This is a genomic window from Streptomyces sp. NPDC048504 (genome assembly GCF_043200035.1).
In the GTDB taxonomy this organism is placed as follows: Bacteria; Actinomycetota; Actinomycetes; order Streptomycetales; family Streptomycetaceae; genus Streptomyces.
In genome coordinates this window covers 37,909-55,784 of the sequence record NZ_JBICXA010000026.1, presented here as the reverse complement: position 1 = coordinate 55,784, position 17,876 = coordinate 37,909, and the positions used below count along the sequence as shown (strand labels likewise).

19 protein-coding genes are annotated in these 17,876 nt (G+C 69.9%); 8 read left to right on the top strand and 11 right to left on the bottom strand.

Annotated elements, in window-relative coordinates:
- Positions 1–131: 131 nt before the first annotated feature.
- A complete protein-coding gene (locus tag ACGFY9_RS45200) occupies positions 132–503 on the top strand; it encodes a helix-turn-helix transcriptional regulator (protein WP_393764539.1) in 372 nt (123 codons plus the stop codon).
- 199 nt (positions 504–702) lie between these two features.
- Here ACGFY9_RS45200 and ACGFY9_RS45195 read toward each other — a convergent pair whose 3' ends face one another.
- From ACGFY9_RS45195 to ACGFY9_RS45175, 5 genes are all read right to left on the bottom strand, one after another.
- Complete coding sequence (locus tag ACGFY9_RS45195) at positions 703–1,125, bottom strand: hypothetical protein (RefSeq protein ID WP_393764413.1); 423 nt, start codon at positions 1,123–1,125, stop codon at positions 703–705.
- Positions 1,126–1,297: 172 nt separating this feature from the next.
- Positions 1,298–1,426 carry an LPFR motif small protein gene (locus tag ACGFY9_RS45190; RefSeq protein ID WP_266732075.1) on the bottom strand — a complete coding sequence of 43 codons (129 nt, stop codon included), beginning with the start codon at positions 1,424–1,426 and terminating at the stop codon, positions 1,298–1,300.
- A 104-nt stretch (positions 1,427–1,530) separates the two neighbouring features.
- The gene (locus ACGFY9_RS45185; RefSeq protein WP_393764411.1) at positions 1,531–2,097 is read right to left on the bottom strand and encodes a DJ-1/PfpI/YhbO family deglycase/protease; all 567 of its coding nucleotides are present in this window, start codon (positions 2,095–2,097) and stop codon (positions 1,531–1,533) included.
- A 54-nt stretch (positions 2,098–2,151) separates the two neighbouring features.
- A complete protein-coding gene (locus ACGFY9_RS45180) occupies positions 2,152–2,478 on the bottom strand; it encodes a plasmid stabilization protein (RefSeq protein ID WP_393764409.1) in 327 nt (108 codons plus the stop codon).
- Positions 2,479–2,745: 267 nt separating this feature from the next.
- Entirely contained in the window at positions 2,746–3,321 is a 576-nt protein-coding gene (locus tag ACGFY9_RS45175) for a TetR/AcrR family transcriptional regulator (protein WP_393764407.1), read from the bottom strand.
- Positions 3,322–3,395: 74 nt separating this feature from the next.
- Here ACGFY9_RS45175 and ACGFY9_RS45170 point away from each other — a divergent pair, with 74 nt between their 5' ends.
- Complete coding sequence (locus tag ACGFY9_RS45170) at positions 3,396–4,445, top strand: zinc-binding dehydrogenase (RefSeq protein ID WP_393764405.1); 1,050 nt, start codon at positions 3,396–3,398, stop codon at positions 4,443–4,445.
- A 247-nt stretch (positions 4,446–4,692) separates the two neighbouring features.
- On the opposite strand, the gene ACGFY9_RS45165 is transcribed toward ACGFY9_RS45170, so the two are convergent.
- The 4 genes from ACGFY9_RS45165 to ACGFY9_RS45150 all read right to left on the bottom strand — a co-directional run bounded on the left by ACGFY9_RS45165 (position 4,693) and on the right by ACGFY9_RS45150 (position 9,388).
- Positions 4,693–5,703, bottom strand: a complete 1,011-nt coding sequence (locus tag ACGFY9_RS45165; protein WP_393764403.1) for an Lrp/AsnC family transcriptional regulator — start codon at positions 5,701–5,703, stop codon at positions 4,693–4,695.
- A gap of 124 nt (positions 5,704–5,827) precedes the next feature.
- Positions 5,828–7,213, bottom strand: coding sequence for an aldehyde dehydrogenase family protein (locus ACGFY9_RS45160; RefSeq protein ID WP_393764401.1), 1,386 nt, complete (start codon positions 7,211–7,213; stop codon positions 5,828–5,830).
- On the bottom strand, positions 7,213–8,037 hold the full coding sequence (locus tag ACGFY9_RS45155) for a phenazine antibiotic biosynthesis protein (RefSeq protein WP_393764399.1): 825 nt from the start codon (positions 8,035–8,037) through the stop codon (positions 7,213–7,215). The genes ACGFY9_RS45160 and ACGFY9_RS45155 overlap by 1 nt, the downstream gene beginning before the upstream one ends.
- A 316-nt stretch (positions 8,038–8,353) precedes the next feature.
- Complete coding sequence (locus ACGFY9_RS45150; protein ID WP_393764397.1) at positions 8,354–9,388, bottom strand: MDR family NADP-dependent oxidoreductase; 1,035 nt, start codon at positions 9,386–9,388, stop codon at positions 8,354–8,356.
- Between the two features lie 390 nt (positions 9,389–9,778).
- On the opposite strand from ACGFY9_RS45150, the gene ACGFY9_RS45145 reads away from it, so the two are divergent.
- Positions 9,779–11,230, top strand: coding sequence for an MFS transporter (locus tag ACGFY9_RS45145; RefSeq protein ID WP_393764395.1), 1,452 nt, complete (start codon positions 9,779–9,781; stop codon positions 11,228–11,230).
- A gap of 180 nt (positions 11,231–11,410) precedes the next feature.
- On the opposite strand, the gene ACGFY9_RS45140 is transcribed toward ACGFY9_RS45145, so the two are convergent.
- Positions 11,411–12,430, bottom strand: coding sequence for an Lrp/AsnC family transcriptional regulator (locus ACGFY9_RS45140; protein WP_393764393.1), 1,020 nt, complete (start codon positions 12,428–12,430; stop codon positions 11,411–11,413).
- A 132-nt stretch (positions 12,431–12,562) separates the two neighbouring features.
- On the opposite strand from ACGFY9_RS45140, the gene ACGFY9_RS45135 reads away from it, so the two are divergent.
- Positions 12,563–12,823 (top strand): hypothetical protein, encoded by a 261-nt coding sequence (locus tag ACGFY9_RS45135; protein ID WP_393764391.1) that lies wholly within the window; start codon positions 12,563–12,565, stop codon positions 12,821–12,823.
- On the top strand, positions 12,804–13,784 hold the full coding sequence (locus ACGFY9_RS45130) for a magnesium transporter (protein ID WP_393764389.1): 981 nt from the start codon (positions 12,804–12,806) through the stop codon (positions 13,782–13,784). The genes ACGFY9_RS45135 and ACGFY9_RS45130 overlap by 20 nt, the downstream gene beginning before the upstream one ends.
- A 50-nt stretch (positions 13,785–13,834) precedes the next feature.
- On the opposite strand, the gene ACGFY9_RS45125 is transcribed toward ACGFY9_RS45130, so the two are convergent.
- Positions 13,835–15,292: an aldehyde dehydrogenase gene (locus ACGFY9_RS45125; protein WP_393764387.1), complete on the bottom strand. Its 1,458-nt coding sequence runs from the start codon at positions 15,290–15,292 to the stop codon at positions 13,835–13,837.
- 193 nt (positions 15,293–15,485) lie between these two features.
- Between ACGFY9_RS45125 and ACGFY9_RS45120 the strand changes: the two genes are divergently transcribed.
- The 3 genes from ACGFY9_RS45120 to ACGFY9_RS45110 all read left to right on the top strand — a co-directional run bounded on the left by ACGFY9_RS45120 (position 15,486) and on the right by ACGFY9_RS45110 (position 17,820).
- Positions 15,486–15,974 (top strand): TetR/AcrR family transcriptional regulator, encoded by a 489-nt coding sequence (locus tag ACGFY9_RS45120; protein ID WP_393764537.1) that lies wholly within the window; start codon positions 15,486–15,488, stop codon positions 15,972–15,974.
- A gap of 131 nt (positions 15,975–16,105) precedes the next feature.
- Positions 16,106–17,191 carry an S-(hydroxymethyl)mycothiol dehydrogenase gene (locus ACGFY9_RS45115; protein WP_393764385.1) on the top strand — a complete coding sequence of 362 codons (1,086 nt, stop codon included), beginning with the start codon at positions 16,106–16,108 and terminating at the stop codon, positions 17,189–17,191.
- On the top strand, positions 17,191–17,820 hold the full coding sequence (locus tag ACGFY9_RS45110) for an MBL fold metallo-hydrolase (protein WP_393764383.1): 630 nt from the start codon (positions 17,191–17,193) through the stop codon (positions 17,818–17,820). Before ACGFY9_RS45115 ends, ACGFY9_RS45110 begins: the two co-directional genes overlap by 1 nt.
- Positions 17,821–17,876: the final 56 nt, after the last annotated feature.

The following is a 17,876-nucleotide window of genomic DNA, read 5'->3' as shown; positions in this document are numbered from 1 at the left end:
GGTCGCTCCCGAAGCCTTCGCCTGTCCTCTGCCGATACAAGTTTCGTCCGGCGCATGAAACACGTCAAGAGATGCATGAAATCTATTTCGCGTCTTTGTATGCGCGAAACCTGCGCCCTATGCTGGGGTTCATGGGTGAAGTATCCGAGACGCACACAGGATGGACGTTCCTCACCAGCCATGCCCGGGTGCTGGCCGCGATCGCCGAAGATCACCGCACCCGCATCCGTGATATCGCCGCGCGCTGCAGGCTCACCGAGAGGGCCGTCCAGAAGATCATTTCGGATCTGGAGGAGGACGGCTATCTGACCCACACCCGGGAGGGTCGGACCAACGCGTATCGGATCCAACCGGGGACCATCCTGCGGCATCCGGCCGAGGCGGGGATGACGGTCGAAGCACTGCTGTCCGCCCTCGCGCAGCACGACGCACGGCGCGACGGACGGCCGCGGCCGTCGCCGGCGGCACTGCCGCGTGAGCGTGATTCCGAATCCGCACGGTGACGGCGGCGACCTGACCGCTGGAGCACCTGGGCATCTGCGGGCTTCCAGCCCGATTCGGTGACACGGGATCCGTAGCCCCAGGGACCAGAACTGGCGGTGCCTTTGTGGGGCTTGGACGATGGGCGGTCCCTGCTGGTGAGAGCGCCGGAACAGCTTCAGTGCAGGATGCTGACCGCGCGGGCGATCACGAGGAGCGACGTCACCAGAGCGGCGACGCCCTCCACATGGGCACCCAGCCGGGTGTCTTGCCGGCGCCGTCGGAGACCTCCTGAACGGCGTCGTCGTTCTCGTCCTGAGAGAAGCGGAAGTCCGTCAACGGCAGTGATTCACGGGGCACTTGGGTCCGGCTGACCGGGCCGCCCCGGTCCGGCTCCCAGTAGGCCAGACCGAGGACGATGATGTTGGTGAGCCAGATCTGCAGCGAGGCCACCAACTGGGCCCGGCCGTCCTTCACTTCGGCGGACACCAGCTCATGGATCAGGGTTCCCAGCACGAGGAGGCTGCTCGCCGCGAGAGGTATGAGCAGCACACACTCCAGGGTCGGCAGTACATAGCAAGGGGGGATCAGGAGCCGCTGGGGCAGGAACAGGTACAGCGCTACGGCGATGAGTGTCGCTGCCACCCTTGGTAGCCGAGCTTTTCCGCGTCCTCGCCTGGGGCATGAAAATCGGCGCATCGGTCCGCGGGGGCCCGGAGTCGCCTCGGCGTGAACGCCTGCCCGCATGGACGCCCAGCAGTTCCGGAACACTGGGCGCGTCGCCCCCAGAGCGGGCAGGCGGAGAGCATCGGGTTTCTCAGTGATGGCCGTGTGCGCTGTCGGAGGCGCCGCCGAAGAGTCGGGCGACGGCGCGGAAGGGCAGGGTGACGACGGTGGCGATCGCGCCCCCGATCGAGCGCAGTACGTCAGCTATGGCCTTGAGCATGGAAGGTCCAATCTTCGAGATGGGCGTCCCCGAGCGGGAGCGCCGTCGTGGACAGGGCCGTAGGGCACGGAATGTGGCTGCCCTCCGCGGGTCGGGTTTCTGGTTCAGGAACCGATGAGGGCCTTGTCGATCGCGTCGAGGAAGGCGTCGAGATCCTTGGGCGTGCGGGAGGTGATCAGGGTGTAGCCGCCCGCGGTGTCGCTGACCACGGGTTCGTCCACCCAGGACGCGGCTCCGGCGTTGCGGATGTCGGTGCGCAGTGAGGCGTAGGACGTCAGGGTCTTGCCCCGGACGGCGTCTGCTTCGACCAGGGCCCAAGGGCCGTGGCAGATCGCGGCGACGGGGCGGCCCGAGGCGACGAACGCCTTGACGATGGCGAGCGCCTTGTCGTCGAGGCGGAGCTGGTCGGCGTTGAGGGTGCCGCCGGGAAGCAGCAGCAGCTGGTGGCTGTCGGGATCCACCACGTCGAAGGTGGCGTCGGGCTCCACGGTTTCGCCGGGGTCCTTGTCTCCCACCAGGGTCTGGACCGGGTCCGCCGTAGCGGCGGCGACGGTGACGTCCGCACCGTCCGCCCGTAGCCGCTTGAGCGGCACCAGCAGTTCGTCCTGTTCGACTCCGTAGTTGGTGACGAGCGCCAGTACGCGGTGGCCGTCGAGGGCCTTGTCAGCCATGGTGATGCGCCTTTCTTCGGGACGATGTCGCGAGTCTGCGGCGTGTGTGGTGGGTCAGTGGCCGAGGGCCTTGCGCAGCTGCTGCTTGTTCATGGACGAGCGGCCATGGATGTCGCGCTTCCTGGCCTCTTCGTAGAGCTGGTCCTTGGTGGGGCTCACGGGGCCACGGTGCGAGCGCTCGCCCCCGCGCTGGGAGGCGGACTTCTTGTCCTGGGTGGAGGTCTTGCTCGCCTGCTGTGCCTCGCCCGAGCGAGCCCGCTCCTTGTTGACGGTCCGCGCGGCGATCTCCTTCGCGCGTCCGGTGGAGGCTCCGCGTTTCTTCGCACTGTCCTTGATGTGCTCGTACTGCCGTTCCCGCTTGGGGCTGGAACCTGCCGGCATCACTGATCTCCTCGCCTCGGAATCAACGCGGGGTGCATGACGTGCGTCCCCGCTCTCCGAGTGCTCAGTACGGGGCGAGTCACACTCACTCCCGCCTCTTCCCGTGCACGCTGTCCCGCCGCACCCCGTGACCGTGAGCGCGCCGAGCGGCGGAGAGGGAGGTATCCGAGAGCAGGGCCAAGTCCCGCGGATCATGACCGGGGCCGTGATGTCCGGCACGCTGCCCGACCCGGCCTGGCCGAACGGCGGCACCTTGCCGAAAACGCTCTAGCGGCGGGGTGATGTGCCGGCTCGGACCAGGGCTCGTGCCAGGTCCGTGCTGGCCGGGAGGCTGTCGAGCGAGAGGGGCTGCGTGGCGAGAGCACCCTCGTGCAGCACGAGGAGTCGGGTGGCGAGGGTGGCCGGGTGCGGGCAGTCCGCTGCGACGGCGAGTTCCTCGAACAGGTTCAGCAGCCAGAGCTTCTGGTTGGCGGCGATGCGGTGTGCGGGATGGGCGGGGTCGGGGAGTTCGGCGAGTGCGTTGATGAAGGCGCAGCCGCGGGTGTTGGTCTCGCTCCAGGTCCGCAGTGCCTCGAAGGGAGCGGTGACGGCCTCGACGGGATCGTCGGCGGCGTCGACGGCGGCACGGACGAGTGACCGCCAGCGCTGGTCGCGGCCCGTGAGGTAGGCCGCCACGAGGTGGTCCTTCGAACCGAACTGGTTGTACAGGGTCCGCTTGGTCACCCCTGAGTGCTCGGCGATCAGATCCACGCCGACCGCTGTGATGCCGCGGTGGTAGAAGAGCTCCTCCGCGGCCGCCACGATCCGGCGCCCGGCCGGCGTCAATGGCCGCGCTTCCTGCACTGCGGGCCCCTTCACTGATCGGTGTACGGTGGGAGATGTTCACAGATCAGTATACCTGCGAGGAGGTTCAGGCGATGAGCGCGTCCCAGGTCATGCGAGCGGTGCGCATCACGGGTCACGGAGGGCCGGAGGTTCTTGAGTCGGCGGAGGTCGCCGTCCCTGATCCGCGGGCGGGAGAGGTCCTGGTCCAGGTCGGCGCCGTAGCCCTGAACAACACCGACCTGTGGACCCGGGAGGGCGCCTACGGCCGTCCGGGAGACCCGAAGGCGCTGTCGGGCTGGCGCGGCCCGATCGACTTCCCGCGTATCCAGGGCGCCGACGTGGCCGGCCGCGTCGTGGCCGCCGGGACCGGGGTGGACGGGAGCCTCGTCGGACGCCGGGTGGTCGTCGACCCCGCGATCTACGACGCCGACGGGCCGGACGCCAACCCGGTGGGCCTGATGGGGAGCGAACGCGACGGCGGATACGCCGAGTACGTGACGGCGCCGGTGGAGCGGGTGCACGACGTGACGGAATCCCCGCTCACGGACGACCAGCTCGCGGCGTTGCCGACCGCCTACGGCACGGCGCTGGGCATGATCGAACGAGGCCGGCTGTGGAAGGGGGAGACCGCCCTGGTCTCCGGAGCGTCCGGCGGTGTCGGCCTCGCGCTGGTGCAGATCGCCCGTGCGCGCGGCGCGCGGGTGCTCGCCATCAGCAGCGGAGCGAAGATCGACGCGGTGCGCGAGGCAGGCGCGCACGAAGTCGTCGATCGCGCGGGAGACGTCGCCGAGCTGATCCGCGCCGCCGCTCCGGAGGGCCTCGACATCGCCCTCGACGTCGTGGCCGGCGAACTGGTGAGTGAGGTGCTGCCGCTGCTGCGCGAAGGGGGCCGGTGGGTCATCGCCGGCGCACTCGGCGGCCACGACGTCACCTTCGACGTGCGCCGCCTCTACCTGCACAACGCCCAGGCCATCGGGTCCTCGATGCACACGCCCACCCACTTCGGCCTCCTCATGGACCTGGCCCGCCGCGCCGAGGTGCGGCCCGTCATCGCCGCGGCCTTCCCCCTGACCCAGGCCGCCCGGGCGCAGGAGGAACTCTCCCGCAGGGAGCACGTGGGAAAGATCGTCATGCACCCTTGAGTGACGGAACCTCGGGATCGTGACCGCGCTGACCTTCGGCCTGTTCCCTCTCCCGCGGGTGTTCGCCGGTGGTCCGTTCTTCGACGGTGGACACGCGGCCGGGGTCCTGCACGCCTACGCGGCCCGTGACCGCCGCGGTCCCGGGGAGCCGGCGGCCGGCTGGTGGCGCCCCGAAACCGCCTCTGAACTGCTGCTTCTCTCGCCCGCCTTCGCGGTGACGTGTTTCCTGCGAGGATCTCCGCACGGTTCAGCCTCGGCGATCAGGCGGTCCGGGGGGTGCGATCGTCCCTACCGCTTTGAGCGTGCGCAGCACCGGTGCCGTCTCCAGAGTGCTGATCGCCTTGACCGCGCCCAGGCCGTGGGTGAGGTAGTGGTACAGCGCGGCGCTGTCCGGGCACAGGGCGTGGGCCACGAGATTGGTGGGGCCGGTGGTGTGGGCCACGAAGGCCAGCTCGTCATGGCGGGACAGGGACTCCGCCACCTCGTCGAGATGAGCCGGGGCGACCGCCATCCACAGCAGGACCTTGACGCTCCCGCCCAGCAGGACGGGGTCGATCTCTATGTCGAAGAAGATCGCCGCGCAGGCGCGCAGGTGATCCAGCCGCCGTGAGACCGTCGCCGGTGACCAGCCGGTGTCGGCGGCGAGTTCCGCGACGGCCGCTCGCCCGTCCCGTCGCAACGCGTCCATCAGGGCGTGGTCCGCGGGGGACAGCTGGACCTGGCGGTGGTGGTCCGGGTGCCGCGTCCCGCCGTACCCGGTGAACGTCCTTCCGCCCAGCATGCGTTGCTGACGCGGGGTCAGTGTGTTGGCGCTCATGCGCCATGGGGTGCGCCAGCCCAGGTAGGTGTGCAGCAGGTGGTGGGCGGAGACGGCGGTGAGACCCACACTCGGCGGCAGTTCGTGCAGGAGCAGGGAGTGGCCGTGTGCGGTGCCCAGGGGGGTCTCCAGCACGGCGACGATCTCGGTGCCCCCTCCGGTGAGGTACACCCATGAGGTGTCCGCGCGGCGCACCAGGGCGTGCGCGAGGTCCAGGGCGGTCTCGGGGGCGGCGGTGAGGCGCAGCAGCCATTGCTCGTGGCCCGTCAGCTGAGGGTCGGGCAGTCCGACGACCCGCAGAGCGGCCTGATCACGGAGCCGGTCGTAGCGGCGGGAGACCGTCTGCGGGGACACCGCCAGCACGGTGGCCAGGTGGGTGAAGGAGGCGCGTCCGTCGATGTGCAGCGCGTGGATCAGGGCGCGGTCGAGTTCGTCGAGCATTCGCACACCATCCTTCACGCATCCTGCGGGGCAGGATGAAACATGGCCGCCGACGGGGAGGGAAGCAGCTCCCCCGTCGGCGGGGGCGGTGGGGATTCAACGCCAACGGGCGACGGAACCGGTGTCAGTCCCTGATCACCGACTTGCACCGCATGAGGAATTCGGCGAGGTAGCCGTCGTGCGGCAGCCCGGAGTCCATCCAGTACGTCGGATGCTTCCCCACGTACACGTTGCTGATCGACGGTTCCTCCACCAGCTCGGCCACCAGCCGGTCGTCGTGTGTGACCGCGGTCAGGACCAGGCTGTCGCGCACCGGCGCGAGGCCCGCCGCACGTGTCCAGGGCGCCACCCACACGCAGGGGAAGGGCAGTTCCACGGCGGCCTGCGGAGCGTCGGGCCGGTCGAGCTGGTGGACCGCGGCGCGCAGTACGGCGCTGCCGTCGCCGAGTTCGTCCCGTACGCCGTCGCCGCCGAGCCACGGCGTGGTGCCGGTCGCCCGGTGCAGGAGATGGGCTTCGAGGGCCTTGGCGGTGGCCAGTGGCTGGACGGGGAAGACCGCTGCCGGATCTTCCGGTGGCAGGCTCGGGACGGCGGCCAGGCGTTCGGCGAGCGCGGCGCACAGCGGGGCGGGATCACCCTCCACGAAGACGGCCGTCGTGTTGACGCAGCCCGTGCCGCCGTGACCGCTCACCGAGTCGACGATCGTGTCGAGGTGTTCCCGCCAGTCCACCTCCCGGGTCAGCAGGATCTTCGACCGGCCAGGTCCCTGCGGCAGCACCGAGGGGTCGCCCGCGTACTTGCGCACCATGTCCTCGCCCCCGTACACCAGCCCGAGATCGGAGCCCCGCAGCAGGGCGTCCGCCGTCGTGTGGTCGGTCGGCAGGAGTGCCACCTGGTCGTCGCCGAAGCCGGCCGCGCGCAGAGCCGTGACCAGGCGGTGGGGAGTGAACGGCTCACGGCGGGACGGCCGTACGGCGACGCGGTAGCCCAGAGCGAGGGCCTCCGGCCACAGGCTGTGCGGTCCGGGATGGTTGCCGGCCGCGTGCACCCCGAACACGTTCCCGCGCCGCACCCACACCGCGCGCCCGGTGCGGGTCAGCGGATCGTCCCACCGGTGCACCGCACCGGTCGGCCTGGCGTGCTCCACGCTGAAGTGGGCTTTGCGCAGCCGTGCCGAGATGGCTGTCGCGGTGGCCCGCACCACGGAGATCGGTGTTCCGCCGACCCGGCTGACCCGGTGGGCGTACTCGTCGGGTGTCAGGCCGTCCAGGGTGGCGGTGGCGAAGAGTTCGGCGGCCCGGCCGATCATGCCGATCCGCTCGTCGGGCGGGGGAGTGCTGGCCCGGTGCAGGGCCTTCATCGTGCGATCGACGAACAGGGCCGGTACGAGGCTGAGTTCGGCGCTCTTCCGGCCCGCCACGCCGGACACGGCCAGGCGGTTGCGTGCGCGGTACGGCCCTCGGGGCCCCAGGGCGTCGAGCGGGACCACGTCGGAACGGGGCCCGGTCATCAGTACACCCCCTCGATCACGGCCTCGTTCTCGAAGGTCGTCACCGGCGCGATGTCGGCCACGGCGTCGCCCGCGTGTCCGGTGAGCGGCTCGATCCGGGTCGCGGTGTCCCGTTCCAGGTTGTTGGGCAGGAAGAACGACTTGCTCACGTGATGCACGAGGACGCGGCCCCGGTCTCCGTGGACGACCGGGCGCAGTGTCTTCGGGTCGACGACGGAGAACGTGACGTACGGGCTGTACGGGTCGAAGACACAGCCGGCGTCGTCCGGCAGCCCCGGGCGCTCGCCGGCGAAGCCGAGGATCATGGTGCTGCCGTAGTTCCCGCACAGAACGACATCGGGGAAGACCTCGGTCTTGTAGAGGTGGCGCGAGTCGGGGTCCAGTTGGGTTCCGCCCCAACGGATCGCCCGGACCTTCTCGTTGACCAGCTCGGTCAAGTCGTCCCGCCGGGCGATGCGTTCGAGCAGCGGGGGAGTGATCGTCAGCACGCCGATGTCCTGGGTGCGCAGCACGAACGCCGCCTGGTCGACGAGGTGTTCGGCGTAGGCGTCCGCGTCGGCCCGGCGGCCCGAGGCGATCAGTTTCTTCACCCACCGGGGGTCGAGGTCCAGGGTGAACCCGTACCGTCCGTGGGTGGCCGCGGACCTGCGGAAGTACTCGCCGACGATGTGCGGGCCGCTGGGTACCAGGCCGAGCCAGTCGACACCCCGCTCGAAGCCGTGGGCGTCGAGGTTGAGGTTGCTCCAGTGGAGCATCCGCTCCAGCCAGTCCCGCAGCAGGACGACGCGCTTCGGCGCCCCGGTGGTGCCGCCGCTCTCGAACACCCCTGTGACGTCGGGCGATCGACCGTACCCACGCGGTATGAGGTCCTGCGCGGTACGTCCCGCAGCTCGGCCGCCATGTTCGGGAACAGGGTGAGGTCGTCGTGGGTCCTGACGTCCGTGAGTGGATCGAACGGCAGACTCTTGGCCCGTTCCAGCCAGAACGGTGACCCCGTCTCCGGGCCGAAGTGCCACGCCATGGCGGCTCGGATCAGCTCGTCCGGCTCGGGCGTGACGTCGATGGGAAGGTCGAGGACCTCGGTTGCGGCTCGCGACACTGGGACTCCTGACTCGGTTGGCGAACGGGGCGGTTACGGAGCTACAGCTCGACGACGACGGCACCGATGTGCCGTCCTTCGATCACCTCCAGCAGGGTTCGGGGAGCGTTCTCGATGCCCTTGACGCGTACATGGGGGAAGGTGATCTCCCCGGCCCTGAGCCACGCACCGAAGCGCTCGGTCCATTCGTCCTTGTCGTCGTAGTCGTCGGAGCTGAAGCCGCGCATCTCGATGCGCTTGTGGATGAGCGGCAGCGAGTCCAGCTCGACGGGGGCCGTGGTTCCGGTGCCCTCCGGTGCCAGCTGCCCGGACAGGGCGCCGATGAGCACGAACCGGGCGCCCGGGCGCGCCGCGTCGACGGCCGCCCGCAGTTGTTCCCCGCCGACGTTGTCGAAGCAGACGTCGATGCCGTCGGGTGCCGCCTTCGCCAGCTGCTCGGCGAGCGGTCCCGCGCCGCGGACCACCACGTCGTCGTAGCCGAGTTCGGTCCGCAACCGGTCGGCCTTCTCCTGCGAACCGGCACTGGCGATGACCCGCCCCGCCCCCAGCTGCCGGGCGACGAGGCCGGCCATCGAACCGATGCCGCTGCCGCCGGCGGAGACGAACACGGTGTCTCCGGGGCGGAGTTCGACCCCGCGGGTCAGCGCCGCGTACGCCGTCCAGCCCTGCTGGAGGTGAGCGACCGGATCCGGCAGCACCGTGCGGTCCAGCCGGGTGCACTCGGCTTCCGGTACGACGGCGTACTCACGCCAGCCGAGCCAGTGCGAGACCAGGTCGCCCGACTTGAGGCCGCTGCCCTCCGGCGCTTCGACCACCTCGCCGATCGCCGCGCCGACGAGGGTGTCACCGGCGTCGAGCACCGGGAACGGGGTGTCCTGGGTCGCACCCGCGATGAGGATGCGCAGGGTGGCGAAGACGTGGAAGAAGAGATGGAAGAAGAGGTTGCGTACCAGCACCTCGCCCTCCCCTGGCGGTACGACGGGGGTCTCGACCACACCGAAATGCTCCGGACGGGGCAGCCCGGTCGGCTTGGTGAGGAGGCGGACTTCTCTCTGGGTGGCGGGCACTACGGCCATGCGCGCTCCTGAACAGGATGAACGTGACGGGTCGAGCCCCGGATCGCCGGTGGCGGCCGGGGAACCCCAGCGTGAAGTGATCACGTGCGCTGCTCCAGTGACGGCGGTGGACTGGAGCATTTCTTCCATCGGGAGCGCCCCGTTGAAGGAACCTCACACCGCATGCCCGGCCCCGGGGCCGGACGACGGTGCCGCGGATGTCGTACTCCCACCCGGTGGGCCTGTGGGAAATCGACTCCAGGGGTGGCACCGATGGAAGGAATCCACCAAGTCCCCACTCTGGCTGGAGCACCCCTTCTCCTCGCCGCCAGGCTCAGTGGTGGTCGGCCACGAAGCCTCGCTCGCCGAGGCCGGGCCGGCGCGTCGACAACGGTGGAGAGGAATCCCCTGATGACTGCTGAGCGTGTGTTGTCGCCGAACCCCACGGCGTACCGATGGCGGTGGCCGGCGCTCACCGCCCTGCTGCTCGGTGAGGCGATGAACCTGTTGGACGCGACCATCGTGCAGGTCGCCGCACCGAAGATCCATGCCGATCTGGGCGGGTCGGTCTCCGACATCCAGTGGTTCACGACCGCCTACACCCTGCCGTTCGCGGTGCTGCTGATCACCGGCGGCCGGCTCGGTGACATCGCCGGGCGCAAGCGGCTGTTCGTCATCGGCGTCACCGGGTTCATGGTCGCGTCCGCCGCCTGCGCCGCAGCGCCCACCGTCGGGCTCCTGATCACCTTCCGCGTGGTGCAGGGAGCCGCGGCGGCGGTGATCATTCCGCAGACCGTCGGCCTGATCAAGACGATGTTCGCCGGTCCCGAGATGTCCAAGGCCCTGGGCAGCATCGGGCCGGTGATGGGTCTGGCCGCCGTCTGCGGGCCGGTGCTGGGCGGAGTGCTCACCCACGCCGACCTGTTCGGCTCCTCGTGGCGCGCGGCGTTCCTGGTGAACATCCCCGTGTCGGTCGTCGTCCTCGCGATCGCGCCCAAGCTGATGGAGAACCGTGCCCCCAAGCGGCCCAGCCTCGACGTGACCGGCACGTTGCTCGCCATGGCCGGCATCGGCCTCCTCGTCTACCCGCTGATCGGCGCCGACCTGACCGCCCTGTCGGGGTGGAGCTGGACGGCCATCGTGGCCGGGCTGTGCCTGATGGCGGTGTTCGCGGTGCACCAGCGTCACGTGGCCGCCGCCGGACGCAGCCCGCTGGTGGAGCCGAGTCTGTTCGCCCACCACGGGTTCCCGGCCGCACTGGTGACGTCGATGTCCTTCTTCGCCGTCACGAACGGTCTGATGATGGTCATTGTGCTTCAGCTCCAACTCGGTCTGGGCACAGACGTGTTGAAGGCGGGGCTGACCCTCGCTCCGTGGTCGGTGGGCCTGGCCGTCGCCTCCTGGGTGGCCGGCGCACACCTGGTCAGGCGTTACGGCCACCGCATGATGTCCCTCGGGCTGGCCGTTCTGCTGATCGGCGCGCTCGCTGCCATCGCCGTCTACCACACGGCCGACGCGCACACGTACCCGACGCCGCTGCTGTTCGCGCTCGCGGTCGTCGGGCTCGGAGTCGGCCTGTTCAGTCCGGCGTTCTTCACCATCGCGCTCAAGCCGCTCCAGCCGCAGGAGATCGGCTCGGCCGCCGGTCTGCTGAACGCGGTTCAGCAACTGGGCGCGACGCTCGGGGTGGCGGTCCTCGGCAGTGTCTACCTCGGCAGCGCCGGTGACGGTGGTGACCGGTCCGCCCTGCATGCCGTCCAGCTGGCCTTCTGGGTCGCCGTGGCGCTGGTGGTGGTCAGCTTCGCGGCCAGTCGGATGATGATCGACAAGAACGCTCCGGCCGACGAGGGATCCGGGCACTAGGACCTGCCCGGCGGATCAGGTCGCAGGAGACCGACGACAACCGGCAGATGGGCGTGCCAGGCCCCGCGTCTGCGGCATGGTCCGCCGGACAGGTCCTAGCGGCGCGATATCCCGCCGGGTGTGTGCGGCGGCCTCCGGGCCGCCGCTTCGGCGTGCCGGTGGCTTGTGGGTCACAGGCCGTCAGATCCGTGTACGGGCAGGGGAAGGGGGGATTCTGGTGCGGGCCAGATCGGTGATGATGGGGCTCGACGCCTTGAGGTTCTGAAGGACCGGGCTGGTCTCCAGGGTGTGGATGGCGTCCAGGGAACCCAGCCGCCGGGCCAGGTAGTGGTGCAGGTCGGCGGGGTCGCGGCACAGGGCCTGAGCCACCAGGTTGGTGGGGCCCGTGGTCGCGCCGACGTAGGCCAGTTCGTCGTGGTCGGCCAGTGTCGTCGCCACGTTCTCGAGCTGCGCCGGGCTCACCGACATCCACAGCAGCGCCCTGGTGTTGGCACCGAAGTGGCCGGTGTCGACCTCGACGTCGAAGAAGATGGCACCGCCCGCCTGCAGATCGGCGAGCCGGCGCGCCACGGTGACCGGGGACCAGCCCGTCTCCTGCGCCAGTTCCGCGTGCGTGGCCCGGCCGTCCTTCTGGAGAGCGACCAGCAAGCCCGCGTCGGCTTCGGTGAGTTGGCGCGGCACGGGCACGTACGAGGTGTCGGCCGCGTCGTGCTCGCGCAGGACGCGCTGCTGCGCCTCGTCCAGCGTGTCGGCGCTGCGGCGCCACTTCGTCGGACCGCCGAGGTAGGTGTGCAGAATGCAGTGCGCGGACACCGCGGTGATGTTGCTGGTACGCGGGATGTCACGCAGCAGCAGGGAGTTGCCCGCGTCGGCCTCGGTCGGTGCGTGGATGATCGCGACGATCTCGGTGCCGCCGGACGTGAGTTTCACCCACGACGTGTCCCGTCGGCGGACGAGCGCGTAGGCCAGGTCCTGAGCGGAACTCGCCGCCGCGGTGAGCCGGACGAGCCACTGCGTCTGACCCGCCTGATGGGGATCCGGAAGTCCTACGACCCGCAGGGAAGCCTCGGTGCGCAGCCGGCGGTAGCGACGGGCGACGGTCTGCGGTGAGACGTCGAGGGCGGCGGCGATCTGGCTGAAAGGCGCGCGGCCGTCGATGTGCAGCGCGTGGATCAGGGCACGGTCCAGGTCATCCAGCATGCACACATCCTTCAGTGAGGCCCTGCTCCGTGGAATAGGAATGAGGGATTCACGGCCGACGTGGAGCTCTTCCCGTCGGCGCAACCGGGAAATCAGCCCCGTCACCCGCCTCACGGACAGCAGAGGAATCGCATGTCTGACGACACCGCACGTCCGCATGATCCCAAGGAGCCGCCTGCCCGCGGCGGCCACTGCGTGGTTCTCGGAGCCAGCATCGCCGGTCTCTTCGCCGCCAGGGTGCGGTCCGACACCTTCGACCGCGTCACCGTGGTCGACCGGGACGTCCTCCCGGAGACGGACGAGAACCGGCGCGGCTGCCGCAAGGACGGCACGCCCACGCGATTCTGCCGCCGGCACCCGGGGGCTCCAGGAGATGTTCCCCGGACTGCTTGAGGAGTTCGAGGCGGGCGGGGTCCCCGTCGTCCGGGAACCCACCGAGATGTACTTCGCGCCGGGCGGTCACCTCCTGTGCCAGGAGGGCCGTTACGCGGACCCCACGCCCATCTACCAGCCGACCCGGTCTCAGCTTGAGGGACAGATCCGGGCGCGGGTGAGGGAGTTGCCCGGTGTGGAGATCATCGACCGGTGCGAGGCCGCGGGGTTGCTCGGTGCGTCGGACGGATCCCGGGTCGCCGGTGTCCGGGTCGTGGAGTGCGAAGGCGGTGCGGAGCGGGAGTTGACGGCCGACCTCGTCGTCGACGCGACCGGGCGCGGCGGACGTGCCACCCGCTGGCTGGCCGACCTCTCCGGCCCCGTGGCCCAGTTGAGCGACACGGAGGATGTCGTACTGCAGTCCGGGGCGGCTCCCTGGATGGGGCACTACATGGCGGCGTCCGTCTGGCAGCTGGCGCGGTACCGGGTCGTGTGGCTGTTGCTTCTGCTGCTGGCCGCGACCCTCACGGTGACCGTGACGGAGGCTTTCGAGAGCACGCTGGAGAAGGCCACCCAACTGGCCATGTTCATCCCGCTGTTGATCGGCACCGGCGGCAACGCGGGAGCGCAGGCGGCCACCGCCGCGATACGTGCGCTGGCCGTGGGTGAAGTGCGCGTCTCCGATCTGCCGGCGGTCATCTGGCGCGAGTGCAGGGTGGATGTGGTGCTGGGCACGATGCTGGCCACCCTCGGGATGGTGCTGGGCACGCTGTTCGTCGGCGCGCAGATCGCCGTCGTCGTCGGCATCACCCTGGTGATCATCTGCGGCTGGGCGGCGACGGTCGGTGGCGCCATGCCCCTGTTGGCCAAACGCCTCCACATCGACCCCGCGGTGGTGTCGGCCCCGATGGTGACGACCCTGGTCGATGCCACGGGACTGGTGATCTACTTCCTCACCGCCCGTACGGTTCTGGGTATTTGACCGGATGGGCTCCCTTGGTTGCGCGGGCTGAAATCGCGGACACCGATGGCTTATGAAACGGCCGGGGTGAGGGTGACGGTCTTGTACTCCACGTACTGCGCGAGCCCGACTGCCCCGTACTCGCGACCGATTCCGCTGGCCTTGTAGCCGCCGAAGGGGCCGTCGAAGGCGATGGGCGCCCCGTTCACGGTGACCGTGCCGGTGCGCAGGCGGCGGGCGACGGCGAGCGCGCGGGCCTGGTCGGCGGACCACACCCCGCCGGAGAGGCCGTACTCCGAGTCGTTGGCGATCCGTACGGCGTCGCTCTCGTCGTCGTAGGGGACGACGACAAGGACCGGTCCAAAGATCTCCTCCTGCGCGATCCGCATCGAGTTGTCCACGTCGGCGAAGACGGTCGGGGTGACGTAGTTGCCCCCTTCGAGGCCGGGCGGGACCTGGGGGCCGCCGGTGACGAGGCGGGCGCCTTCCTTGATGCCGAGTTCGATGTAGTCGCGTACGCGCTGCTGTTGGTCGGGGCGGACCATCGGGCCGATGAACGTGTCGGGGTCGTTCGGGTCTCCGACCTTGAGCGACTCGACGAGGTTCTTGAGAGCGGTGACGACCTCGTTGTAGCGGCTGCGCGGCGCGAGGACGCGGGTCTGCGCGATGCAGGCCTCGCCGTTGTTCAACAGGGACGCGAACTTCAGTCCCTGTACGGCCTGTTGGACGTCGGTGTCGTCGAGGATGACGGCGGCCGACTTGCCGCCCAGCTCCAGGCTGACCCGCTTCAGTTGCCCGCCCGCGATGGACGCGATCCGGCGGCCGGCCCGGGTCGAGCCGGTGAACGCGATCTTGTCCACGCCGGGGTGCGACACCAGGTACTCACTGGTCTCGCGGTCGGCGGGAAGGACGCTGATGACGCCCTCCGGCAGTTTGGCCCGTTCCAACAGTCCGGCGAGGAAGCCCATGCTCAGCGAGTTCTCGGGGGACACCTTGAGGACGACCGTGTTTCCGGCGAGCAGCGCGGGGATGACCTTGGCCAGGGCCGCGGAGAACGGGGAGTTCCACGGGATGACGGCGGCCACGACACCGATGGGTTCGCGGCGCACGACGCTCCGGGTGGGGGAGCCGGGGTCGGACGGCGTCAGGGTCTCCTCCCAGCCGAGCTCCTCGGCCGCCTTCAGGTAGGCGCCCGCCTGGCGGCCGAGACCCGGTTGCCCGGCCAGCGTGAACCAGCCGGCCGAACCGTTCTCCGCCGAGATCAGCGCCGCGATCTTCTCGGCGTCGGCCTCGCGCAGCGCGTTCAGCCGCCGGATGACCGCGATGCGTTCCGCGGGTGCGGTACGCGGCCAGGGGCCCTCGTCGAAGGCGGCGCGGGCGGCGGCCACGGCCCGGTCCATGTCGGCGGGGCGGGCCTGCGCGGCGCGGCCGATCACCGTGCGGTCGTGCGGCGAGCGGATGTCGAGGAGGTCGGGGCTGCTTGGAACGGTCCACGAACCCGCGATGAAGAGTCGGTCGTAGGTGATCATGTGCTCTCTCCCGGGCGGCTGATGGGCGATCGATCGTTCTCGATATCTGTCACTTAAATGTAGCACTTGAGTGTCAGACGGCCTCACTGGCGAGGTGTTAGGCAGGTTAGGTTCCACATGGCGGGCTATGCTTCGGCGTGTGAGAGCCGACGCCGTACGCAACCTCGAAGCCGTCCTGACGACCGGAGCGCGCATGCTCGCCGCCGATCCGGGTGCGAGCATCGCCGCCATCGCGGCCGAGGCCGGTGTCGACCGGCGCACCGTCTACCGGCGGTTCGCCTCCCGTGAGGAACTGCTGGCCGCCATCTACGAGGCCCGCGTCGAGGCCATCGAGCGGGCCGTCGAGGACGCCAGGCTGCGCGAGGCTCCCGTCGCCGTCGCCCTGCACCGGTACGTCGAGGGGATCATCGGCGTCAATCGCACGTGGCCCGTGGAGCTCACCCGGATGAAGGCCGACGAGACGATCCGCGGGCGGCGTGACGCCGTGATCCGCGAGGTTGACACCTTCCTGGAACGGTCCATCGGCGAGGGGCTGCTGCGCGCCGACGTCCCTGTCGCATGGGCGAGTTCACTGCTGCCGCAGCTCATGCACCTGGCCTCGCAGCAGCTGCCCGAACTCACCGATGCCCAGGCCGCCGACATGGTCGTCGACACCTTTCTACGGGGGATCGGCGGCCGGTGACGCCGGCGGTGTGCGCCGACCCGAATCCTTGACCCCCGTTCTGCCCTCCGTGATGCTGTGTTGCGGCACGTGCGAAGCGTGCCGTAATGAGCAACGTTCTGCTCAGGTCTCCTATCAGCGGAGGAGTGGCCATGACGCATCAGGTCCGTGCTGTCGTCGCGCGAGGCAAGGGTGCCCCCGTCGGCCTGGAGACGATCGTCGTCCCCGCCCCCGGGCCGGGCGAGGCGCTGGTGAAGGTCGAGGCCTGCGGGGTCTGCCACACCGACCTGCACTATCGCGAGGGCGGTATCAGCGACGACTTCCCGTTCCTGCTCGGGCACGAGGCTGCGGGCGTGGTGGAGTCGGTGGGGGAGGGCGTCACCGATGTTGCCCCCGGCGACTTCGTGATCCTCAACTGGCGTGCCGTGTGCGGGAATTGCCGCGCCTGTCGGCGCGGACGGCCGCAGTACTGCTTCAACACCCACAACGCCAAGCAGAAGATGACCCTGCTCGACGGCACCGAACTCTCTCCGGCTCTCGGTATCGGCGCCTTCGCCGAGAAGACCCTGGTCGCGGCGGGCCAGTGCACCAAGGTCGACCGGGCCGCGTCGGCTGCCGCCGCCGGGCTGCTGGGCTGTGGCGTGATGGCCGGCATCGGCGCCGCCATCAACACCGGCAACGTCGGGCGCGGTGACAGCGTCGCGGTTATCGGGTGCGGCGGTGTCGGTGACGCGGCGATCGCCGGGTCCCGGCTCGCGGGTGCGGCGCGGATCATCGCCGTGGACATCGATGACCGCAAGCTGGAGAAGGCCCGCTCGCTGGGCGCCACGCACACCGTCAACTCCAAGACGAGCGACCCCGTCGAGGCCATCCGCGAACTCACCGGCGGCTTCGGCGCCGATGTCGTCATCGAGGCCGTCGGGCGCCCCGAGACGTACAAACAGGCCTTCTACGCCCGGGACTTGGCGGGCACGGTCGTCCTCGTCGGCGTGCCGACCCCCGAGATGAAGCTCGAACTCCCGCTCCTGGACGTCTTCGGGCGGGGTGGTTCGCTGAAGTCGTCGTGGTACGGCGACTGTCTGCCCTCCCGCGACTTCCCCATGCTCATCGACCTCTATCTCCAAGGGCGGCTGGATCTGGACGCCTTCGTCACGGAGACCATCGCACTGGAGGACGTCGAGAAGGCCTTCGAGCGGATGCACGGCGGCGACGTTCTGCGTTCGGTGGTGGTGCTGTGATGGCCGCCCGTATCGAACACCTCGTCACGGCAGGGCAGTTCACGCTCGACGGTGGCACTTGGGACGTCGACAACAACGTCTGGATCATCGGTGACGATCACGAGGTCGTCGTCATCGACGCCGCGCACGACGCCGACGCCATCGCGGAGGCGGTCGGCGACCGTCGGCTCACCGCCGTCATCTGCACCCACGCGCACAACGACCACATCGACGCGGCGCCCGACCTCGCCGACCGCACCGGCGCTCCGGTCCTGCTGCACCCCGACGACCTGCCGTTGTGGAAGCAGACCCACCCGGACCGGGCGCCCGACGGTGAACTGGTCGACGGGCAGGCGGTGGCGGTGGCGGGGGTCGAGGTGACCGTGCTGCACACGCCCGGGCACGCGCCCGGTGCCGTCTGTCTGTACGTGCCCGCTCTGAACGCCCTCTTCAGCGGGGACACGCTCTTCGCCGGCGGGCCGGGGGCCACGGGGCGGTCGTACTCCCACTTCCCGACCATCGTCGACTCGATCCGGGACCGGCTGCTCGGCCTGCCGGGGGACACCGTCGTATACACCGGACATGGGGATACGACGACCGTCGCCGCCGAGGCTCCGCATCTTCAGGAGTGGATCGACCGCGGGTTCTGAACCCTGCCGGGTGTTGCTGAGGGTGCGCGATGTTGCGTGAAAAGCAACACTGGGTA

Excerpts from the sequence above, each read along its gene's own strand:
- ACGFY9_RS45200 (WP_393764539.1), top strand. The coding sequence starts at position 132 with ATGGGTGAAGTATCCGAGACGCACACAGGATGGACGTTCCTCACCAGC.
- ACGFY9_RS45190 (WP_266732075.1), bottom strand. The coding sequence starts at position 1,426 with ATGCTCAAGGCCATAGCTGACGTACTGCGCTCGATCGGGGGCGCGATC.
- ACGFY9_RS45185 (WP_393764411.1), bottom strand. The coding sequence starts at position 2,097 with ATGGCTGACAAGGCCCTCGACGGCCACCGCGTACTGGCGCTCGTCACC.
- ACGFY9_RS45180 (WP_393764409.1), bottom strand. The coding sequence starts at position 2,478 with ATGCCGGCAGGTTCCAGCCCCAAGCGGGAACGGCAGTACGAGCACATC.
- ACGFY9_RS45170 (WP_393764405.1), top strand. The coding sequence starts at position 3,396 with ATGAGCGCGTCCCAGGTCATGCGAGCGGTGCGCATCACGGGTCACGGA.
- ACGFY9_RS45165 (WP_393764403.1), bottom strand. The coding sequence starts at position 5,703 with ATGCTCGACGAACTCGACCGCGCCCTGATCCACGCGCTGCACATCGAC.
- ACGFY9_RS45160 (WP_393764401.1), bottom strand. The coding sequence starts at position 7,213 with ATGACCGGGCCCCGTTCCGACGTGGTCCCGCTCGACGCCCTGGGGCCC.
- ACGFY9_RS45150 (WP_393764397.1), bottom strand. The coding sequence starts at position 9,388 with ATGGCCGTAGTGCCCGCCACCCAGAGAGAAGTCCGCCTCCTCACCAAG.
- ACGFY9_RS45145 (WP_393764395.1), top strand. The coding sequence starts at position 9,779 with ATGACTGCTGAGCGTGTGTTGTCGCCGAACCCCACGGCGTACCGATGG.
- ACGFY9_RS45140 (WP_393764393.1), bottom strand. The coding sequence starts at position 12,430 with ATGCTGGATGACCTGGACCGTGCCCTGATCCACGCGCTGCACATCGAC.
- ACGFY9_RS45135 (WP_393764391.1), top strand. The coding sequence starts at position 12,563 with ATGTCTGACGACACCGCACGTCCGCATGATCCCAAGGAGCCGCCTGCC.
- ACGFY9_RS45130 (WP_393764389.1), top strand. The coding sequence starts at position 12,804 with ATGTTCCCCGGACTGCTTGAGGAGTTCGAGGCGGGCGGGGTCCCCGTC.
- ACGFY9_RS45125 (WP_393764387.1), bottom strand. The coding sequence starts at position 15,292 with ATGATCACCTACGACCGACTCTTCATCGCGGGTTCGTGGACCGTTCCA.
- ACGFY9_RS45120 (WP_393764537.1), top strand. The coding sequence starts at position 15,486 with ATGCTCGCCGCCGATCCGGGTGCGAGCATCGCCGCCATCGCGGCCGAG.
- ACGFY9_RS45115 (WP_393764385.1), top strand. The coding sequence starts at position 16,106 with ATGACGCATCAGGTCCGTGCTGTCGTCGCGCGAGGCAAGGGTGCCCCC.
- ACGFY9_RS45110 (WP_393764383.1), top strand. The coding sequence starts at position 17,191 with ATGGCCGCCCGTATCGAACACCTCGTCACGGCAGGGCAGTTCACGCTC.